This is a genomic window from Streptomyces filipinensis, assembly GCF_014649495.1.
In the GTDB taxonomy this organism is placed as follows: domain Bacteria; phylum Actinomycetota; class Actinomycetes; order Streptomycetales; family Streptomycetaceae; genus Streptomyces; species Streptomyces filipinensis.
On record NZ_BMTD01000025.1, the window covers coordinates 46,506 to 65,304 of the forward strand.

Genomic DNA, 18,799 nt, shown 5'->3' on the forward strand with positions numbered 1-18,799 from the left:
AGCGCCACGCCCCCGTTCGGCGGAACCTACGAAAGTGCCCCGATGGGGCGTGGGGCCGTATTCGACGGGTGGCTCCGCCGCGTGGGCGCGGCCGGCTGCGACGCGCCGCGGACGGACGACGGCCGAGCCCGTGAGGCTATGCCGGGCCCTCGTACGGCAGCAGCTCCGGCCGCTTCGCCGGGCGGCCGTCCCCCGAGGAGCGGCCGGTCAGGCGCCGGCCTATCCACGGCAGCAGGTGCTGCCGGGCGAAGCGCGCGTCCGCCACCCGGCGCGTCACCCAGCCCGGCGGGAGGCTCGCCGGTATCGGCACCTGCCACTCGGTGTCCTCAGGCTCGTACCCGAGCGTCTGCCACACCGCCTCGGCGACCCGGCGGTGCCCCTCGGCCGTCAGGTGCAGCCGGTCCACGTCCCACAGCCGGGGGTCGCTGAGGGAGGGCGCCCCGTACAGGTCGACGACGAGCGCGCCGTGCTTGCCGGCCAGCTGGTCCACGCAGGCGAACAGCTCCTCCATGCGCGGCCGGAACCGCTCCAGCACCGGGCCCTGGCGGCCGGGGCTGCGCATCAGCACCAGCTGCCCGCAGGACGGTGCCAGCCGCTCCACGGCCTCGGTCAGCAGGTCTTTCACGCGGCCCATGTCGCACTTGGGGCGCAGGGTGTCGTTCAGCCCGCCGACCAGGGTGATCACATCGGCGTTCATGGCCGCCGCCGTGTCCACCTGCTCGTCGACGATCTGCCGGATCAGCTTTCCGCGCACGGCCAGGTTGGCGTACCGGAAGTCCGGCGTGCGGGCGGCCATCCGCCCGGCGAGCAGGTCGGCCCAGCCCCGGTAGGAGCCGTCGGGCAGCAGGTCCGACATGCCCTCGGTGAAGGAGTCGCCGACCGCGACCAGGCTGCGGTACGGGGGAGGTGTGGGATTCGTCTGCATGGCGTCAGCGATGGTATCCCGGCGCCATACCCGTCGGTCGGTCGCCCTGCGTTCCCCACGGGACCCGGGTCCGGGCCCCGGGTCGGGCGCCGTCGCACCACCCGCGCGATCAGCTCGGGGCGGGCTGCCCGAACAGCTGCCGCAGCACGTCCTCCATGGTCACCAGGCCGGCCAGCCGGCCGTCGTCGCCGAGCACCGCCGCCAGATGCGTACGGCTGCCGCGCATCGCCGTGAGCACGTCGTCCAGCGGGGTCTTCTCCCGCACCCGCGCGATGGGCCGCATGTCCCGCAGCCGGAACGGCACGTCCCGCGGCGAGGCGTCCAGCGCGTCCTTGACGTGCAGGTAGCCCACGATCCGCCGGCCCGCGTCGACCACGGGGAACCGGGAGAAGCCCGACTGGGCCGACAGCCCCTCCAGCTCCTCCGGAGTGACACCCACGCGTGCGTACACCACCCGCTCCAGTGGCACCACGACGTCCCGCACGGGCCGGCTGCCCAGCTCCAGGGCGTCGTGCAGCCGCTCCTGCGCCCGGTCGTCGATCAGGCCGGCCTGGCTGGCGTCCTTGACGATCTCGGCGAGTTCCGTGTCCGTGAAGGTCGCCGCGACCTCGCCCTTGGCATCCACCCTGAGCAGCTTCAGCAGCCCGTTCGCGAACGCGTTCACCGTGAAGATCACCGGGCGCAGTGCCCGGGACAGCGCGACCAGCGGGGGGCCGAGCAGCAGCGCGCTGCGCACCGGTTCCGCGAGCGCGATGTTCTTCGGGACCATCTCGCCCAGCAGCATGTGCAGATAGGTCGCGAGGGCCAGCGCGATCACGAACGACACGGCGTGGCCCGCGTTCACGGGCACGCCGACCGCGTGGAACACCGGCTCCAGCAGATGCGCGATCGCCGGCTCGGCGACCACGCCCAGGACCAGCGTGCACAGCGTGATACCGAGCTGCGCGGCGGCCAGCAGCGCCGAGACGTGCTCCAGGCCCCACAGCACGCTCCTCGCCCGCCGGTCGCCCTCCTGCGCGAGCGGCTCGACCTGCGAGCGGCGCACGGAGATCAGTGCGAACTCCGCGCCGACGAAGAAGGCGTTGACGACCAGGGTCGCCAGGCCGATCAGCAGCTGTACGGCGGTCATCGCGCCTCCCCCGTGGTCTCGTCGGTCCGTTCGTCGTCCAGTGGCGCGTGCAGCAGCACCCGCGCCGCCCGGTGGCCCGAGGCGTCCACCACGTCCAGCCGCCAGCCCGCGACCGCGACCGTGTCACCGGTCACCGGTATCCGGCCCAGCAGGGTCGCGACCAGGCCGGCCAGCGTCTCGTACGGCCCCTCGGGCGCCCGCAGGCCCACGCGCGCGAGCTGGTCGACCCGGGTGGCACCGTCGGCCGAGTACAGGGCCCGGCCGTCCCCGTCCGCCCCCGCGGGGGCCAGGTCGGGTGTCTCGTGCGGGTCGTGCTCGTCCCGTACCTCGCCGACGACCTCCTCGACGATGTCCTCCAGGGTCGCCACGCCGGCCGTGCCGCCGTACTCGTCGATGACGACGGCCATGGTGTGCCTGCCGCCCAGCCGGTCCAGCAGGCGGTCGACGGTCAGGGACTCGGGCACGAGCAGCGGCTGGCGCATCACCTGGGCGACCGTGCGGTGGCGGCGCTCGTCGGCGGGGACGGCCAGCACATCCTTGATGTGGGCGGTCCCGACGACCGAGTCGAGGGTGCCCCGGTAGACCGGGAAGCGGCTCAGCCCGGTGGCCCGGGTCGCGTTGGCCACGTCCTCGCAGGTCGCCTGGGTGTCCAGGGCGACGACCTGGACGCGCGGGGTCATCACGTTCTCCGCCGTGAGGTCGGCCAGGTTCAGCGTGCGCACGAACAGCTCGGCGGTGTCGGGCTCCAGCGCGCCCTCCTTGGCGGAGTGCCGGGCGAGCGCCGCCAGCTCCTGCGGTCCGCGTGCGGAGGCCAGCTCCTCGGCGGGTTCGATGCCGAGCCTGCGGACGAAGCGGTTGGCCGTGTTGTTCAGATGCGTGATGAAGGGCCGGAAGGCGGCGCTGAACCAGCGCTGCGGATTGCCCACCCGCTTGGCCACGGCCAGCGGCGAGGAGATCGCCCAGTTCTTCGGCACCAGCTCGCCGACGACCATCAGGAACACCGTCGACAGGGCCGTACCGAGCACCAGGGCGGCCGAAGCGGCCGTGCCGCCCGACAGCCCCATCGCCCGGAACGGACCGGCGAGCAGCTTGGCGATGGACGGCTCGGCGAGCATGCCGACCACCAGGTTGGTCACGGTGATGCCGAGCTGGGCGCCGGAGAGCTGGAAGGTGAGGTTCCGTACGGCCTTCAGGGCGCCGGGGGCGCCGCGTTCGCCACGCTGGGCGGCCCGTTCCAGCTCGCCGCGCTCCACCGTGGTCAGCGAGAACTCCGCCGCCACGAAGGCACCACAGGCGAGCGACAGCAGGATCGCCACCAGGAGGAGGAGCACTTCGGTCATCGGGTCACCCCCGTCCCATGATCGGACAGGGCAGGTCGGGTCGCGCGGTGGCGCGTACCGGGAGGCTCGCCCATGGGCGGACGCTCACAACCTTTCATAGAGGGCCGAGTGCTCCCTCAATGGTAAAGGATGAGCAAAGAGTGCTCGGCGGCTCACTCGGTGAGCGGCTTCACCCAGCGCCGCCAGTGCTCCTGCGGGCCGTACCCCGCCGCGCTCCACGCATGGTGCGCCTGCTCGTTGCGCACCAGCACCATCGCGTCCGCGCGCCGCCCGCCGAGCCGTACGAACCGGTCCTCGGCGGCGGCCAGCAGCGCCGAACCGATGCCCTGCCGGCGCCGCTGCGGGCACACCGCGAGCCGGTACAGATGGCAGCGCCAGCCGTCGAAGCCCGCGATCACCGTGCCCACCAGCTCGTCGTCGCTCTCGGCCAGGATCAGCGCCCCCGGGTCGCGGGCGACCAGCCGCTCCACCCCCTCCCGGTCGTCGCTGATGCTGGTGCCCTCGGCCGCTGTCTTCCAGAAGGCGAGAACGATGTCGAGGTCGGCGTGCGCCGCCGGGCGTATACGCAGGTTGGTCATGTGATCATCGGAGCACGGCGTGGGTGCCCCGCGTGCGGGTTTTCATCATGCGGACTCCTCGCGCAGTCGCTCCATCACCGGCGCGAAGGCCTCCATGTACGGCTCCAGGACCGTCAGGTACGAGAATCCGAACCGCTCGCGCTGGGCCCGCACCCGTGCGACGACGTCCTCCAGCGGGCCGGCCAGCACGATGGGCAGGGCCAGCGCGTCGTCCACGGTCAGCTGCGACTGCCGCTCCAGCAGCGGCTTCAGCACGGGCTCGGGATCGTCGGTGACCGCGACGAGCTGGAGGAGCAGGTTCAGCTCCGCCGGTTCCGCGCGGTCCGCCGCCAGGTGCCGGTAGCGCGCCACCCGCTCGTCCAGCTCATCGGCGGTGAGCGGCTCCAGATCTCCCGGAGTCCTTCCCGGCCGGGCTCCGGTGAAGGCCGCGATGTCCGCGTGCTCGGCGGTCAGCCGCAGCATCCGGTCGCCGTTGGCGCCGATCAGCAGCGGGACCCGGGACTGGGCGGGCCGAGGCTGGTGTTCCGGTGAGCCGAGCAGCCGGCCCAGTTCGGCGACCGTACGGCGCAGGTGGTCCACCCGCTCGCCCGGCGAGCCGTACGGCAGCCCGGCCGTCTCGTGCTCGGCCGGCACGTACCCGGTGCCCAGGCCGAGTTCGAGGCGCCCACCGGTGAGCGCGTCCGTGGTCGCCACCTCGCGGGCCAGCAGCGCCGGATTCCAGAAGCCCGCGTTGAGCACGAACGTGCCCAGCCGGGGCCGCTCGGTCGCCTCCGCCGCCGCGACCAGTGCCGGGAACGGGGCGGTCATCCCCAGGTGATCCGGCACGAGGATCACGTCGTACCCCAGCTTCTCGGCCCGCCGGCACTTGGCGCGCCACTCGGCGGCGGGTGCGGGCGTGAGCAGATTGACCCCGAAGCGGAACGGGCGTGACATGAACTCTCCTCGTCAGCAGGTGACTTGAGCCTGGACCTGCGATTCCATCATGTCCGCCCCGCGCTCGGCAGGCGCCCTCACTCGTGGGCGATCGCCGCCAGTATGTTCATCCGAGACGCCCGCAGCGCCGGCAGCAGAGCCGCGACCACGCCCACCACCGCCGCACCGATCACGACGGCGACGATCGTCGGCCAGGGGAACGCCAGCGCCGTCAGCCCCCGCAGGGCCAGCACCTGCTGCATGCACACACCCCACACCAGCCCCAGCGCCAGCCCGAGGACCGCGCCGAACACCGCGATCACCACCGATTCCAGCCGGATCATCCGGCGCAGCTGCCGTCGCCCCAGCCCGATCGCGCGCAGCAGCCCGATCTCGCGGGTGCGCTCCACCACCGACAGGGCGAGGGTGTTGACCACACCGAGCACGGCGATGACGATCGCGAGGCCGAGCAGCGCGTACACCAGGTAGAGCAGGACGGCGATCTGGTTGTGGACCAGCTGCTTGTAGTCGCTCTGATTGCGCACCTGCACCTGCGGGAACGGCTTGAGCGCCCGTTCCAGGCGGGGCCGCAGATCCTGCGGCTTCGTTCCGGCGGCCGCGTTGACGTAGAGAGCCGAGTCCTGGGCGCCCGGCGTGTACTTGCCGAGGGTGGCGAGGCCGAAGTACAGGCCTCCCTGGGCGCCGAAGCCCTGCGCCGTCTCCTGGTCGGTGAGCGCCCCGACGGTCAGCTCCGCGTGCCGTCCGCCCGGGAACTCGACCGGGAGGACGCTGCCGACGCGCACGCCGTGGTCCCGGGCGAAGTCGGCATTCATGGCGAGGTGCCCGGGCGCCAGCGCGGCCCGCGAGGTGCCCCGCGCGTAGGTGAGGTGCACAACGTCGTCCAGTCCGGGCCCGTACGCGACGGCGGACGTGCGGACCTCGCCCCCTTCCGGCACGCGTACGGCGACCGGGGTGAGCCGCTGCGGTACGACCAGCCCGACGCCGCGCGTGCGGGCCACGCTGTGCCGCACCTCTTCGGTGAAGGGGGCGAAGTTGCTGTTCTGGACGATGAAGTCGGCGCCGAGGTTCTTGTCGATCTGCCGGTCGAACGAGGCCGACATCGAGGCGCTCGCCACCGACATCCCGCCGACCAGCGCCAGGCCCACCATGAGCGCGGCGGCCGTGGCGCCCGTACGGCGCGGATTGCGCAGCGCGTTGCGCTGGCTCATCCGGCCGACCGGGCCGAACAGAGCGGGGAAGGCCGCGCCCAGGACCCGGATGACCGGCCGTACCAGCAGCGGGCCGCCCACCACGGTCGCGATCAGCGTCAACACCACGCCTAGCCCCAGCAGCGAGGCCGCCTGCGCGGTCTTCGTGGCCGCCGCGCACCCGGCCAGCGCCGCAGCCCCGGCCGCCCCGACCACCGCACCGGCGATCGCCCGCGCCTTCAACGGCTTGCCCACACCGGCGACCTCGGCGTCGGCGAGCGCCGCCATCGGGGAGACGGCCGCCGCGCGCCGCGCGGGCAGATAGGCGGCCACGAAGGTGACACCGAGACCGACGACGTACGCCGCGACGGGTGTGCCCCAGCCGATGACCATCTCCGTGGCCTTCAGGTTCATCCCGAACGCGCTCATCAGCCGGATCAGCCCCAGCGCCAGCCCGACACCGGCCAGGAGGCCGAGTGTCGAACCGACCAGCCCGAGCAGCAGCGCCTCCGTCAGCACCGAGCGCCGCACCTGCCTGCGGTCCGCGCCGAGTGCCCGCAGCAGGCCGAGCTCGCGCGTGCGCTGGGCGATCAGCATGGAGAAGGTGTTGACGATGAGGAACACGCCCACGAGCAGCGCGACACCGGCGAAGCCCAGCATCACGTACTTGATCACGTCCAGGAAGGTGCCGAGGCTGGCCGCCGCCGACTTGGCCTGTTCGCCGGCGGTCTTCACGTCGTAGGTGCCGGCCCCGAGCGTCTGGCCGACACGCTTCTTGAGCTGCGCGTCGGTCACTCCAGGCGCGGCGTCCACCGAGATGCTGGTCGCCCTGGCCGCCGACCCGAGCAGTTCGCGGCCCGCGACCGCGGGGTCCAGGAAGACCAGGGCCGCCCCGGGGTTGGTGGTGGTGAACGTGGCGATGCCGACCACCCGCGCCCGGACCGTGCCCGGCTGCGCCTGCACGGTCAGCGTGTCGCCGATCCGTACGTGCCTCTTGCCGGCCGTGTCGGCGTCCAGCAGCACCTCACCCGCACCGTGCGGCGCACGGCCGGAGGTCAGCTTCACCGGGCTGCGGTGTGTGACGTACCAGGCCATCGCGATCGTCGGGGCGCCGGTGGTCGGGCCGACGGACTTGTTGTGGGCGTCGACCACGACGGCGTTCTCCACCGACACCTCGGCACGGGCCGCCGTGACCCCGTCGACCCGCGCCACGCGGTCCCGCAGTGCGGCGGGCAGGGTCTGCACCGAACCGCTGAGCCGGGCCGACCTCAGATCCTGCTTCGGCTGGACCGTGACATCGGCGGCGGTGGAGGCGAACAGCCGGTCGAAGGTGCGCGTGACGGTGTCGGAGAAGATCAGGCTGCCCGCGACGAACGCCACGGACAGGATCACGGCCAGCGCGGACAGCGCGAGCCGCCCCTTGTGCGCGAGGAAACTCCTCAGGGTCGCCTTGAGCACCGGGTCAGTCCTCCCGGGCGACGGCGTCGCCGCCGGATCGGGCCCGGACCATGTCGGGGCCGGCGGCCTGCGGGCTCCCACCAGGGAAGACGCGCATGCGTTCCAGCACCGCCTCGGCCGTCGGCCGGGCCATCTCGTCCACGATCCGCCCGTCGGCGAGGAACAGCACGAGGTCGGAGTGGGCGGCGGCGCCCGGGTCGTGCGTGACCATGACGACCGTCTGCCCGAGATCGTCCACCGCGCCGCGCAGGAAGCCCAGCACCTCCAGGCCGGCCCGCGAGTCCAGGTTCCCGGTCGGCTCGTCGGCGAAGATCAGTTCCGGCCGGGAGGCCAGTGCCCGGGCACAGGCGACGCGTTGCTGCTGGCCGCCGGAGAGCTGGGCGGGCCGGTGCGTCAGACGCCCGCGCAGCCCCAGGGTGTCGATGACCTGGTCCAGCCACGGCTGGTCGGGCTTGCGGCCCGCGATGTCCATCGGCAGGGTGATGTTCTCCGCGGCCGTCAGCGTCGGGATGAGGTTGAACGACTGGAACATGAACCCGACCCGGTCCCGCCTGAGACGGGTCAGCTCCCGTTCCCGCAATCCGGTGATCTCGGTGTCGCCCAGCCACACCTGACCGGCGGACACCGTGTCGAGCCCCGCCAGACAGTGCATCAGCGTGGACTTCCCGGAGCCCGAGGGCCCCATCACGGCGGTGAAACGGCCGCGCGCGATGTCGACGTCCACCGAGTCCAGGGCGATGACGGCCGTCTCGCCGGAACCGTAGGTCTTGGTCAGCCCGTGGGCGCGGGCCGCGACTCCGCCGTTCGGCGCGCGGCCCGGGGCGTGCTGCGCAGCTGGTGTGGACAAGACCGCCTCCCGGTCGCTTGAAACGCCCGTTCCGGGCGAGCGTAAGGGACATGCCGTCCCGGCGCAGCGCTTACGCACCCCCTTGCCTTGCTAGCACCTCGGCGCTAGCGTCGAAGCATGGCGAAGACCCAGCTGAACGTGCGCGTGGACGAGGGCACCGCCCGCGCGGCCCGCGAACGCGCCCTGGCCCGCGGCATCAGCGTCAACCGCTATATCGAAGAGCTGGTCAGACAGGACACCGGGGAACCCGGCCGTACGTTCGTCGAGGCCGCCGCCGACTTCATGAAGCAGTACGAGTCCGTGTTCGCCGAGGAGTTCACCGAGACCCGCGGCACCGGCGCCGGGGACGGCCGCTGATCCCTTGAACGAGCTCAGCATCGACCTCGCCTGGCTCCTCATGCTCGCCGAGCAGAAGACGCCCGGGGACCCGCAGGTCACGGACTGGGGCGCGCTGGTCGCCGCCGTCGCCCGGCACCGGGCCGAGATATTCGGCGTGCCGGTCTACGACACCCCGTACGCCCGCGCCGCCTCCCTGCTCCAGCTGCTGATCCACCTGCCGGCACTGGAGCGCTCCAACGCACTGTTCGCCTCGGCGGTCGCCTACGCCTATCTGGTCGCCAGCGGCGTGAAGGTGGTCACCACACCCGAGCAGGTGCGCGACCTCGCCCGGCTGGTGAAGCAGGGCACGGCCGACGTGGACGAGATCGCGCGGGAGCTGCGGCGCTGGAGCCTGTGATCAGCGCGCGGCCGGCTCGTCCGGACGCCAGGCGACGCCCAGCGCGCAGTACGAGGACGGCAGCGGCGGACCCTTCTCGGGCATCAGCACCCGGCGGTGCGGGCCGAGGGTGAACCCCGCCTCGCGCAGCGCGGTCACCGGCTGGCGGGCCACGTGACATCCGCCGGTCAGCGGGGGCCACAGGGTCCGGTCCAGCGTGCGCTGGGTCAGTGTCATGAGGGGGCCGCCGCCTTGCCCGTGCTCGAAGAACCGCACCTGGCCGCCCGGCCTGAGCACCCGCCGTACCTCGCTCAGCGCCCGTCGCACGTCCCGCACGCTGCACAGCACCAGGGACAGCACGGCCGCGTCGAAGGCCTCGCTCTTGACCGGCAGCGCCTCCGCGGCGCCCGGCACCACGTCGACCGGCACCTGGGCCCGCAGGGCCGATTCGAGTGCCAACTTCCTGAGCAGGGGCTCCGGTTCGATCGCCACGACCTCCGCGACGGTGCCCGGATAGTGCGAGAAGTTCAGCCCGTTGCCCGCGCCGATCTCGATCACCCGCCCGGACAGTCCAGCGAGCAGGCGCTCGCGCACGCCGGCCATGCCCAGCCGGGTCTCGGCGCTCACGCTGTACCGGGCGTAGCAGCGGGCGAACAGCGGATGGTGCACGGGGCTCCGCGTCACCTTGTCGGAGCCGGAGGACAGCAGCCGCATGGCGAACCTCCCGGGACGGACGGCCTAGGAGGAGTGTCCCCCGCGAAGCGCTGCCGCACCCTCAGAACGACCAGGGGGCTCCGCGGAGGGCTGCGGCCCCTTAGGGACCGCCCGGGGGCTTTGCGGAGGGCTGCGGCCCCTCAACGACCGCCGGGGGCTTCGCGGAGGGCTGCCGCACCTCAGGACCGCCAGGGGCTTCGCGGAGGGTGGGCCGCGCACAGCGGGGCTCTGCCCCGCACCCCGCCAGGGGCTCCGCCCCTGGACCCCGCCCCGCCCACCCACCACCCGACTCGGTCGGCTGGAGGGCGGACCCGCCACAGCTCCCGTCCGCGGGAGGGCGAACTGCCCGCGCGGCTCGGCCGGCTGGGGGGGGGGCGGCTTGCCACCGGCTCGGCCAGCTGGGGGGCGGCTTGCCACCGGGCTCGGTCAGCCGGGGGGGGGCTTGCCACCGGGCTCGGTCAGCTGGGGGGCGGCTTGCCACCGGGCTCGGTCAGCCGGGGGGCGGCGGCCCACCGTTGGGCCAGGTCGGCTGGGCGGCCCGCCGTCGACCTCCCTCGGCTGGAGCGTGGGGCGCCGTCGGTCTCGGCGGGCTGGAGGGTGGTCTGTGGTCGGTGTTGGCGAGCTGGAGGCCAGGGCCTTCTGTGGGGGTTGGCGGGCTGGGGGTCGGCTTGCCGTCGGGCTTGGTTGGCTGGGGCCCCCGTCGGCCTCCCAGCCGGCCGACGGGCCTCCGGCGTGGCTCGGTCGGCTGGGGGAGTCGGCTCGTCACCGGGCTTGGCAGGCTGGCAGGGCTCGGTCGGTTGGGCGGCCCGCCGTCGGTCTTTCCCGGCCGGAGAGCCGCCGACGGAGTGCCCCGGTGGGAGGGGCCCGCCGGCCGGCTGGGCGGCCGGGGCGGGCCTTCGGGGACGGTTCGTCACCGGCTTCGTCGGTTACGGCGCCTCGCGGGTTCGGAACGCCTCCGCGTCCCAGGTGCCGTCCAGGCGGGGGGCCAGCCAAGCCGGCGCCGCCGCGCGGAAGTCCGCCGGGGGGAGTGCTCCCGCCCCGCAGGGAACCGCCCCGAGGAGGGGCGCGCCCGCCACCTCCGGCAGGTCGGTGACGTTGCAGCGGGTGGCGAGGTCGGGGGAGCCGGGCCAGCTGCCGATCACGATGCCCGCCAACTCCAGCCCCCGGCGCCGCAGCTCCAGTGCCGTCAGCTCCGTCGTGTTGAGCGTCCCCAGACCGGCCTGGGCGACGACCAGCACCGGTGCGTCCAGCAGCCCGGCCGCGTCGGCCAGGGTGCCGCCGGCCGCGTCGAACCGGACGAGCAGCCCGCCCGCCCCCTCGACCAGCACCAGGTCGTGCTCGGCGGCCAGCTTGGCCGCCCGGTCGGCCACCTCGTGCGGGTGCACGGGGGCCATGCCGGCCCGCCGGGCCGCCGTACCGGGCGCCAGCGGCTCCGGATAGCGGGCCAGTTCGGTGGCCGTCACCGCACCCGCGAGCCGCACGACCTCGTCGGCGTCCCCGCGTTCGTCCGGCCGTACCCCCGTCTGGGCCGCCTTCAGCACGGCCACCGAGCGCCCCGCCGCGAGCGCCGCGGCGGCGACGGCTGCGGTGGTGACGGTCTTGCCGACCTCCGTGCCCGTGCCCGTGATCACCAGTACCGGCATGTCATCCCTCCCGCGCCGCGGCGCACACCGCTCGCGCGATCCGTGTCACGTCCTCGTCCGTGCAGACGTACGGCGGCATCGTGTAGATCAGGTCGCGGAACGGGCGCAGCCACACGCCCTCCCGCACGGCGGCCGCGGTGGCCGCGGCCATGTCCACCTCGTGGTCCAGCTGGACGACGCCGATGGCCCCGAGGACGCGGACGTCCCGTACGCCAGGCAGTTCGCGGGCCGGCGACAGCCCGTCCCACAGGCCCGTCTCGATCCGCTTGACCTCCGCCCGCCAGTCCTGCCCGAGCAGCAGCTCGATGGAAGCGCAGGCGACGGCCGCCGCCAGCGGGTTGCCCATGAACGTCGGCCCGTGCGCGAGCACCGGCACCTCGCCGCGCGAGATGCCGTCGGCGATCCGCGCGGTGCACAGCGTGGCGGCCAGCGTCAGATAGCCGCCGGTCAGTGCCTTGCCCACGCACATCACATCCGGGGTGACGCCCGCGTGCTCCGCCGCGAACAGCGCGCCGGTGCGGCCGAAGCCGGTGGCGATCTCGTCGAACACCAGCAGCACGTCGTGCGCGTCGCACGCCTCGCGCAGCACCCGCAGATACGCGGGGGAGTGGAAGCGCATCCCGCCCGCGCCCTGCACGACCGGCTCCACGATCACCGCGGCCAGCTCGTCCGCGTGGCGGGCGATCAGTTCGCGCAGCTGGTCGGCGTACGACTCCTCGTACTCCGCCGGCGGCGCGTCCGCGAAGACCTGGCGGGGCAGCACGCCGGACCACAGCGCGTGCATGCCGCCCTGGGGGTCGCAGACCGACATCGGGTTCCACGTGTCGCCGTGGTAGCCGCCCCGCCAGGTCAGCATCCGCTGCTTGCGGGGCCGTCCGAGTGAGCGCCAGTACTGCAGGCACATCTTCACCGCGACCTCGACCGACACCGAACCGGAGTCGGCCAGGAAGACGTGCTCCAGGCCCGCTGGCGACATGTCGACAAGATGCTTCGCGAGCCGCACGGCGGGCTCGTGCGTGAGCCCGCCGAACATCACATGGCTCATCCGCCCGAGCTGCGCGTGCGCCGCCTCGTTGAGGACCGGGTGGTTGTAGCCGTGGATCGCCGACCACCAGGAGGACATGCCGTCCACCAGCTCGCCCGAGCCGTCGGCGAGCCGGAGCCGGACCCCGCTCGCCGACTCCACGACCAGCGGCTCGGCACGGCCGGGCATCGGGCCGTACGGGTGCCACACATGCCGGCGGTCCAGTTCCAGCAGTTCGGGCACGCTCAGGCCGGGCAGGTCAGGCATTGGGCGCGAGGTCCGTTCCGGCACCCCGGCGGCGGACCGCCACGAGGTCGGTGCGCGCCTCCTGCGCGGCCGGCGCGCTCGCCGTACCGGCCGTGCCGCACGTGGCAGCCGCCGTACCGCACGCGTCCGCGCCCTCGTGCGAGCCGCAGCCCTCGTGCGAGCCGCAGACGGAGCCGCCTCCGGCGCTCCCGCGCGAGCCGCAGCCGCCCGCGGCCTCGACCCGGTGCTCCGGCAGCGTCACCTCACCGGCGCCCTCCACCTCGAACCCGGCGTCCGCGACCATCTCCAGGTCGGCCTTGCCGGCCTGGCCCTCGCTGGTCAGGTAGTCGCCGAGGAAGATCGAGTTGGCGAGGTGCAGCGCGAGCGGCTGCATCGTGCGCAGGTGGACCTCGCGGCCGCCCGCGATGCGGACCTCCACGTCCGGGCAGACGAACCGGACCATCGCGAGGATCCGCAGGCAGCGCTGCGGGGTGAGGTTCCACTCCTTGGCCAGCGGGGTGCCCTCGAAGGGGATGAGGAAGTTCACCGGCACCGAGTCCGGGTCCAGGTCGCGCAGCGAGAAGACCACGTCGACCAGGTCCTCGTCGCTCTCGCCCATGCCCGCGATCAGCCCGGAGCAGGCGGACAGGCCGGCCGCGTGCGCCTTGTTCACCGTGTCCACCCGGTCGGCGTACGTGTGGGTGGTGGTGATGTCCCCGTACGTGGACTCCGAGGTGTTGAGGTTGTGGTTGTACGCGTCCGCGCCCGCCTCGCGCAGCCGCTCGGCCTGGCCGTCGGAGAGCAGACCGAGGCACGCGCACACCTCGACGGCCTCGTTCTGCTCCTTGATCGCCTTGATGGTCTCCGAGACCCGGTCGACGTCCCGGTCCGTCGGGCCGCGTCCGCTGGCCACCAGACACACCCGCTTGGCGCCTCCGGCCAGTCCCGCGGCGGCGGCCTGGGAGGCCTCGTCGGGCTTGAGCCAGGTGTACTTCAGGATGTCGGCCTTGGAGCCGAGCCGCTGGGAGCAGTAGGAGCAGTCCTCCGGGCACAAGCCGGACTTGAGGTTGACGAGGTAGTTCAGTTTCACGCGGCGGCCGAACCAGTGCCGGCGCACCTTGCCGGCCGCGGCCACCACATCGAGCAGGTCGTCGTCAGAGGTGGCCAGTACGGCGAGTGCTTCCTCGCGGGTCGGCAGCTCGCGCCGAAGCCCCTTGTCCACCAGCGTGTTCAGCAGGTCCATGAGGTCCGATCCTGTCCTACGGGGCCGCCCTGGGCCAAGGAGAGTTTGCACAACGGAGACGGATCACCGTGTGGGTATTGCCACACCCTGGGCGGCTGGTCGTGCCGCTAGTGTCTGTCCGCTACCTACAAAATCATCGGAGGAGCCATGGCGTTCGGCTGGATCGAGGAGCAGGCGGAGGCGCGTCGCCGCGCCGGACTGGTACGGACCCTGCGCCCGCGACCGGCCGACTCGCCGCTGCTGGATCTGGCGAGCAACGACTACCTGGGCCTCGCCCACCACCCGGAGGTCACGGAGGGAGCGGCGGGGGCCGCCCGGGTCTGGGGCGGCGGCTCGACCGGCTCCCGGCTGGTCACCGGCACCACCGAGTTGCACACCGAGCTGGAGCGCGAGCTGGCCGCGTTCTGCGGCTTCGAGGCCGCGCTGGTCTTCTCCTCCGGATACGCCGCGAACCTGGCCGCGGTCACGGCACTCGGCCCGCACGGCTCGCTGATCGTCTCCGACGCGGGCAACCACGCCTCGCTCATCGACGGCTGCCGGCTCGCCCGCGGCGAGAGGCAGGTCGTCGGGCACGCCGACCCGGAGGCGGTGCGCAAGGCCCTGGCCGGTCATCAGGGACCGGCGATCGTCGTCTCCGACACGGTGTTCTCGGTCGACGGTGACCGGGCGCCGCTGGCCGAGCTGGCCGAGGCGTGCCGGGAGCACGGCGCGGGACTGGTCGTGGACGACGCGCACGGGCTCGGGGTGCTGGGCGACGGCGGCCGGGGCGCGCCGCAGGCGGCGGGGCTGGCCGGCGCCGCGGACGTGGTGGTCACGGCCACCCTGTCCAAGTCGCTGGGCAGTCAGGGCGGAGTGGTGCTCGGCCCGGCGCGCGTCATCGACCACCTGGTCAACGCGGCGCGGACCTTCATCTTCGACACGGGCCTGGCCCCCGCCGCGGCCGGCGCCGCGCTCGCGGCCCTGCGGCTGCTCGTCCGCGAACCGCAGCGGGCGGCGCGCGCCCGTGAGGTGGCCGCGGAACTGCACGCACGGCTGACCGCCGCGGGTCTGGAAGCGGTACGTCCGGACGCCGCGGTGGTCTCCGTGCGGGCTCCGTCCCCGGAACAGGCCGTGCGCTGGGCGGCGGACTGCCGTACGGCAGGGCTGGCCGTGGGCTGCTTCCGTCCTCCCTCCGTGCCCGACGGCATCTCACGGCTGCGGCTGACCGCCCGCGCGGACCTGTCCGGGGCCGAGATCGAACGCGCTGTACGTGTGATCGGCGAAACGCGACCATGAGTCGGCGTGACACGGCCGTGCTGCGCGCGTGGTCGTCTTCGGTCAGAGGGCGGTGAGGAACCCGCTCCAGCTCTCGGCGGTGAAGAGGAGTGCGGGTCCGGCCGGACGCTTGGAGTCGCGTACGGCGAGCCGTCCGGCCCAGGGGCCGGATCGCGGCCGGGCCGTCTCCACGCAGTTGTTGGCTCCCGTGCTGTAGCTGCTGCGCAGCCAGCACACGTCGTGCAGGTCGGTACTGGCAGGGACGTTCCGAGGCAGTGCTGACATGGTGCCTCCTTACGCGCCGTCACCTATCCCGGCGATGTAATCCAACGTGTCCTCGGGCGAAAGAGCGTGCATCCGAAGGGTGTCGAAGGCCTCCGAGTAGGCCATGAGGTCTTCTTTCCGCTCCAGGTAGAGGCTACTCGTCAACTGGTCGAGAACAACCACGTCCAGATCAGAAGTGCTCGGAAATGAGAAGATAACGAAAGGCCCGGTGAGGCCGACATGCGCTCCCGAGCCGAAGGGCAGCACCTGCAGCCTCACCTGGGGCAGCCGGGCCGCCTCCGTGAGCCGCTCCAGCTGCCGGTTCATCACCTCGGGGCCGCCCACCTCGCGGCGCAGCACCGCCTCGTCCAGCACCGCGCACAGGGTCAGCGGCGGGTCGGCGCGGAGCACGTCCTGCCTGGCCAGCCGCACCTCCACCAGCGCGTCCAGGCGTTCCTCGTCGAGGCCCTTCACGGCAGCCCGGGTGACCGCGCGGGCGTACTCGGGGGTCTGCAGCAGACCGGGTACGACCGTGGTCTCCAGCGTGCGCATCGCGCTCGCCTGCGACTCCAGGCTGATGAAGTCGCGGTACGTGGACGGCAGCACCCCGCGGTAGGCGTGCCACCAGCGGTACCGGTCTCCGGCGCCCTCGGAGCCCGCCAGCATCAGCAGCAACTCGCGCAGCTGTTCGTCCTGGACCTCGTAGGCGTCCAGGAGTAACCGCACATCGGCTGGTTTCACGCCGCTGGCACCGGTCTCGATACGGCTCACCTTCGACTGGTGCCAGCCGACCAGCCGGGCGGCCTCACCGCTCGTGAACCCGGCGCCGGTCCGTAGCGTGCGCAGTTCGGCGCCCAATTTGCGACGGCGGACTGCCGGCCCGTTCTGCATGGGCTCCTCCTTACTCCTTCCGGGCCGCCCAAATACGGTCTCGCGTCGCAGAGTTCACCGCTTCGGGCGACAGATATATGCATATCTTGGTGGATCGCTCCCCGTGACCGGCCCGGTGATGGCAGTCTGACGAGCAAGCACCAGTCCGGGACCGTACTCGAACCATCCGCTCCGTGTCGGACTGCGGTCCCGTGGGAAAAAGGACGACGTCGCCATGGCAGACCATCTGGAAGCATCCGTCACTCTGCCGAGCGATCCCGCCTCGGTGTCCGCCGCCCGCTCCTATGTCGTGGGCACGCTTGAGGAGTGGGGCCTGCCGGCGAACACCGACGTGGCCGACACCGTGCGGCTCATCGTCTCCGAACTCGCCACGAACGCCGTACAGCACACCTTCGGCCAGTCACCCACCTTCACGGTCGACATCGCGCTGGACCGTGACGAACATCTGCGCATCGGCGTCACGGACAGCCATCCCCGATTCCCGAAGAGACTGCCCGCGGCGGTTCAGCAGGACAACGGCCGAGGCATGGTCATCATCCGCTGGCTCACCGCCGAGTGCGGCGGCAGGCTCCGCGTCCGCCCCACGCGCGAGGGCGGCAAGACGGTCTCCATCGAACTGCCCTGGACCCTCCCGGCCGAGCCGGTCGGGGCAGGGGGCCCGCAGGAGCCGTAGCCCTCCGGGCGGGGGCGGGGCTGGTGCGGTCCCCTTTCGCTGTGGGGCGGTGTGGAGCGGTGTGGGGCGGACCCGGGCGACGGGGCTCCGGCGGCGGGGCCGGTGACAGTGACCGGGTGGTGCGAGGGAGCGGGCGGCTGCGGTCTGGTGGCGAGACCGGCGGCTGACGCGCCGGTGGCGAGGGGCCTGGAACGGCGGGCGCTGCCGTGCGTTGTCGCCGGAAGCGGGCTGGATGGCGGGGCGGGTGGTTGACGGGGCCGAGGGGTGATGGGCCGGGCGGTGAGGGGCTCGGGGCGGTGGGAGTGGCGGCGGGTCGGAGCGGGTGGGGAGGGGCTTGGGGCGGTGGGGCTCGCGATGACGGGCCGGGGTGGGCTGAGCGTGTGGAGCGGTCGGCTCCGAGGCCCCTTCGGCGGTGAGGTGACACAGCCGGGACGCTCGTCGACGTCTGGTCCGCCCGGCGGAAGTGCTCTCGCAGCGGGGCCGGACGGTGTGTCCCGGCACTCCAGGCCCGTCCAGCGGCCTGCTCGGCGCCGTACGCGCTCCGGTCCGCCCATGCCTGGGCGCAGGGGCCCTCACGGACCGTCAGGCCCGGTACCGCGCGCCGTGACGCCGGCGGTGGGGGAAGGGCCGCCTGCCCACGAAGCTCGGTGCCGGCGTTCGGACGTCACAGGCTTTCAGCCGCCGTCCGGCAGCGGCTTCCCGCACGCGGTCGCGTCGGGCCTCGTGTCCTGGCCGCGACGCTCATCCCCCGGCTCAGGCCCCCGCGGAGCGGCCCGCTCGGCCGAACGCGCCCCGGAGCAGCGCCCGGAAGGCGTCCGCGGCCGGCGACGTCTCGTCCGCGCGGTGGGCCACCGAGATCGTGCGGTGCAGGCGGCCCGCCTCCAGGGGCCGTACCCCGACCGGCGTGGCCGCCGTGCGGGCCACCATCTCCGGGACCACCGCCACACCGATCCCCGCGCTGACAAGGGCGCACACCACGGCGTACCCGGGCGTCGGCACCAGCAGCGCCGGTGTGGCGCCCGCGGCGGACAGCAGGGCCTCGATCTGCCGTCGGGCCGCATGCTGCGGCGCCATGCTGATCAGTGGCTGTCCGGCCAGCTCGGCCAGTGGCAGCCGCGAGGAGGTGCTGCTCAGCGCGTGGCCTGGCGCGGTCACCAGGACCAGTTCCTCCACCAGGACCGGCTCCAGCCGCACCGACGACGGCACGGGAACGGGCTCGGCCGGGTGGTAGGTGTGGGTCAGCGCCAGGTCCACCTCGCCGGCCGCCACCGCCGTGACCCCGGCCGGGGGGTCGTAGTCCGCGACCGACAGCGTCACGTCCGGATGCGCCCGGCGGAACGCGCTCAGCGCCGGCGGCAGCAGATGCACCCCGGCGGTCGGGAAGGTGCCGAGCCGCAGCGCCCCGCCGGTGAGTCCGGTCAGCCGCGCCAGTTCGTGCCGGGCCTGCTGGAGTTCGTCCAGCACCCGCCGGGCGCGGGCCACCAGCAGCTCGCCCGCCTCGGTCAGCCGGGCCCCGCGGTGGTGGCGGACCAGCAGGACCGTGCCCGCCTCCCGCTCCAGCTTGGCCAGCTGCTGGGAGAGGGCGGGCGGTGTGTAGCCGAGCCGGTCGGCCGCCCGGGTGATCGAGCCGGCCTCCGCCACGGCCACGAGCGCCGCCAGCCGAGTGGGGTCGTACATGCAACCAGACTAAAGCAATGCTTATGGCTCCCCGCAGGGATTCGAAATACCTGCTGAA

Annotated in this window: 18 protein-coding genes; 4 read left to right on the plus strand and 14 right to left on the minus strand. The window is 73.2% G+C overall.

Annotated features, from left to right (window positions below):
* Nucleotides 1-136: 136 nt before the first annotated feature.
* From IE244_RS36490 to IE244_RS36520, 7 genes are all read right to left on the minus strand, one after another.
* Nucleotides 137-925: an SGNH/GDSL hydrolase family protein gene (locus IE244_RS36490; RefSeq protein ID WP_191877881.1), complete on the minus strand. Its 789-nt coding sequence runs from the start codon at nucleotides 923-925 to the stop codon at nucleotides 137-139.
* Between the two features lie 109 nt (nucleotides 926-1,034).
* Nucleotides 1,035-2,054, minus strand: coding sequence for a hemolysin family protein (locus IE244_RS36495; RefSeq protein WP_191877882.1), 1,020 nt, complete (start codon nucleotides 2,052-2,054; stop codon nucleotides 1,035-1,037).
* Nucleotides 2,051-3,394, minus strand: a complete 1,344-nt coding sequence (locus tag IE244_RS36500; protein ID WP_191877883.1) for a hemolysin family protein — start codon at nucleotides 3,392-3,394, stop codon at nucleotides 2,051-2,053. The genes IE244_RS36495 and IE244_RS36500 overlap by 4 nt, the downstream gene beginning before the upstream one ends.
* A 152-nt stretch (nucleotides 3,395-3,546) precedes the next feature.
* Nucleotides 3,547-3,972: a GNAT family N-acetyltransferase gene (locus tag IE244_RS36505; protein ID WP_191877884.1), complete on the minus strand. Its 426-nt coding sequence runs from the start codon at nucleotides 3,970-3,972 to the stop codon at nucleotides 3,547-3,549.
* 45 nt (nucleotides 3,973-4,017) lie between these two features.
* A complete protein-coding gene (locus IE244_RS36510) occupies nucleotides 4,018-4,905 on the minus strand; it encodes an LLM class F420-dependent oxidoreductase (RefSeq protein WP_191877885.1) in 888 nt (295 codons plus the stop codon).
* A 77-nt stretch (nucleotides 4,906-4,982) separates the two neighbouring features.
* Nucleotides 4,983-7,550, minus strand: coding sequence for an ABC transporter permease (locus IE244_RS36515; protein WP_191877886.1), 2,568 nt, complete (start codon nucleotides 7,548-7,550; stop codon nucleotides 4,983-4,985).
* Between the two features lie 4 nt (nucleotides 7,551-7,554).
* A complete protein-coding gene (locus IE244_RS36520; RefSeq protein WP_191877887.1) occupies nucleotides 7,555-8,397 on the minus strand; it encodes an ABC transporter ATP-binding protein in 843 nt (280 codons plus the stop codon).
* A gap of 117 nt (nucleotides 8,398-8,514) precedes the next feature.
* Here IE244_RS36520 and IE244_RS36525 point away from each other — a divergent pair, with 117 nt between their 5' ends.
* Both IE244_RS36525 and IE244_RS36530 read left to right on the plus strand, forming a co-directional pair.
* On the plus strand, nucleotides 8,515-8,754 hold the full coding sequence (locus IE244_RS36525; protein ID WP_191877888.1) for a toxin-antitoxin system HicB family antitoxin: 240 nt from the start codon (nucleotides 8,515-8,517) through the stop codon (nucleotides 8,752-8,754).
* 4 nt (nucleotides 8,755-8,758) lie between these two features.
* A complete protein-coding gene (locus tag IE244_RS36530) occupies nucleotides 8,759-9,133 on the plus strand; it encodes a fic family toxin-antitoxin system, toxin component (protein ID WP_191877889.1) in 375 nt (124 codons plus the stop codon).
* Here IE244_RS36530 and IE244_RS36535 read toward each other — a convergent pair whose 3' ends face one another.
* The 4 genes from IE244_RS36535 to bioB form a co-directional block, all read right to left on the minus strand.
* Nucleotides 9,134-9,826 carry a class I SAM-dependent methyltransferase gene (locus tag IE244_RS36535; protein ID WP_191877890.1) on the minus strand — a complete coding sequence of 231 codons (693 nt, stop codon included), beginning with the start codon at nucleotides 9,824-9,826 and terminating at the stop codon, nucleotides 9,134-9,136.
* Between the two features lie 926 nt (nucleotides 9,827-10,752).
* Entirely contained in the window at nucleotides 10,753-11,469 is a 717-nt protein-coding gene (gene bioD, locus IE244_RS36540; RefSeq protein WP_191877891.1) for a dethiobiotin synthase, read from the minus strand.
* Between the two features lies 1 nt (nucleotide 11,470).
* Nucleotides 11,471-12,760: an adenosylmethionine--8-amino-7-oxononanoate transaminase gene (locus tag IE244_RS36545; protein WP_191877892.1), complete on the minus strand. Its 1,290-nt coding sequence runs from the start codon at nucleotides 12,758-12,760 to the stop codon at nucleotides 11,471-11,473.
* Nucleotides 12,753-13,982, minus strand: coding sequence for a biotin synthase BioB (gene bioB, locus IE244_RS36550; protein ID WP_191877893.1), 1,230 nt, complete (start codon nucleotides 13,980-13,982; stop codon nucleotides 12,753-12,755). Before bioB ends, IE244_RS36545 begins: the two co-directional genes overlap by 8 nt.
* Nucleotides 13,983-14,129: 147 nt before the next feature.
* Here bioB and IE244_RS36555 point away from each other — a divergent pair, with 147 nt between their 5' ends.
* Entirely contained in the window at nucleotides 14,130-15,257 is a 1,128-nt protein-coding gene (locus IE244_RS36555) for an 8-amino-7-oxononanoate synthase (protein ID WP_191877894.1), read from the plus strand.
* Nucleotides 15,258-15,299: 42 nt separating this feature from the next.
* Here IE244_RS36555 and IE244_RS36560 read toward each other — a convergent pair whose 3' ends face one another.
* Together IE244_RS36560 and IE244_RS36565 are read right to left on the minus strand one after the other, a co-directional pair.
* On the minus strand, nucleotides 15,300-15,521 hold the full coding sequence (locus tag IE244_RS36560; protein ID WP_031173478.1) for a DUF397 domain-containing protein: 222 nt from the start codon (nucleotides 15,519-15,521) through the stop codon (nucleotides 15,300-15,302).
* A gap of 9 nt (nucleotides 15,522-15,530) precedes the next feature.
* Complete coding sequence (locus IE244_RS36565) at nucleotides 15,531-16,391, minus strand: helix-turn-helix domain-containing protein (RefSeq protein WP_191877895.1); 861 nt, start codon at nucleotides 16,389-16,391, stop codon at nucleotides 15,531-15,533.
* Between the two features lie 214 nt (nucleotides 16,392-16,605).
* On the opposite strand from IE244_RS36565, the gene IE244_RS36570 reads away from it, so the two are divergent.
* Nucleotides 16,606-17,064: an ATP-binding protein gene (locus IE244_RS36570; RefSeq protein ID WP_191877896.1), complete on the plus strand. Its 459-nt coding sequence runs from the start codon at nucleotides 16,606-16,608 to the stop codon at nucleotides 17,062-17,064.
* A 753-nt stretch (nucleotides 17,065-17,817) separates the two neighbouring features.
* On the opposite strand, the gene IE244_RS36575 is transcribed toward IE244_RS36570, so the two are convergent.
* Nucleotides 17,818-18,741, minus strand: coding sequence for a LysR family transcriptional regulator (locus IE244_RS36575; RefSeq protein WP_191877897.1), 924 nt, complete (start codon nucleotides 18,739-18,741; stop codon nucleotides 17,818-17,820).
* Nucleotides 18,742-18,799 lie beyond the last annotated feature (58 nt).

Bases quoted from the DNA above. Each gene is read 5' to 3' on its own strand.
- IE244_RS36565 (WP_191877895.1), bottom strand. From the start codon at position 16,391: ATGCAGAACGGGCCGGCAGTCCGCCGTCGCAAATTGGGCGCCGAACTG.
- IE244_RS36495 (WP_191877882.1), bottom strand. From the start codon at position 2,054: ATGACCGCCGTACAGCTGCTGATCGGCCTGGCGACCCTGGTCGTCAAC.
- IE244_RS36525 (WP_191877888.1), top strand. From the start codon at position 8,515: ATGGCGAAGACCCAGCTGAACGTGCGCGTGGACGAGGGCACCGCCCGC.
- IE244_RS36575 (WP_191877897.1), bottom strand. From the start codon at position 18,741: ATGTACGACCCCACTCGGCTGGCGGCGCTCGTGGCCGTGGCGGAGGCC.
- IE244_RS36555 (WP_191877894.1), top strand. From the start codon at position 14,130: ATGGCGTTCGGCTGGATCGAGGAGCAGGCGGAGGCGCGTCGCCGCGCC.
- IE244_RS36560 (WP_031173478.1), bottom strand. From the start codon at position 15,521: ATGTCAGCACTGCCTCGGAACGTCCCTGCCAGTACCGACCTGCACGAC.
- IE244_RS36505 (WP_191877884.1), bottom strand. From the start codon at position 3,972: ATGACCAACCTGCGTATACGCCCGGCGGCGCACGCCGACCTCGACATC.
- bioB (WP_191877893.1), bottom strand. From the start codon at position 13,982: ATGGACCTGCTGAACACGCTGGTGGACAAGGGGCTTCGGCGCGAGCTG.
- IE244_RS36535 (WP_191877890.1), bottom strand. From the start codon at position 9,826: ATGCGGCTGCTGTCCTCCGGCTCCGACAAGGTGACGCGGAGCCCCGTG.
- IE244_RS36500 (WP_191877883.1), bottom strand. From the start codon at position 3,394: ATGACCGAAGTGCTCCTCCTCCTGGTGGCGATCCTGCTGTCGCTCGCC.
- IE244_RS36545 (WP_191877892.1), bottom strand. From the start codon at position 12,760: ATGCCTGACCTGCCCGGCCTGAGCGTGCCCGAACTGCTGGAACTGGAC.
- IE244_RS36570 (WP_191877896.1), top strand. From the start codon at position 16,606: ATGGCAGACCATCTGGAAGCATCCGTCACTCTGCCGAGCGATCCCGCC.
- IE244_RS36510 (WP_191877885.1), bottom strand. From the start codon at position 4,905: ATGTCACGCCCGTTCCGCTTCGGGGTCAATCTGCTCACGCCCGCACCC.
- bioD (WP_191877891.1), bottom strand. From the start codon at position 11,469: ATGCCGGTACTGGTGATCACGGGCACGGGCACGGAGGTCGGCAAGACC.
- IE244_RS36490 (WP_191877881.1), bottom strand. From the start codon at position 925: ATGCAGACGAATCCCACACCTCCCCCGTACCGCAGCCTGGTCGCGGTC.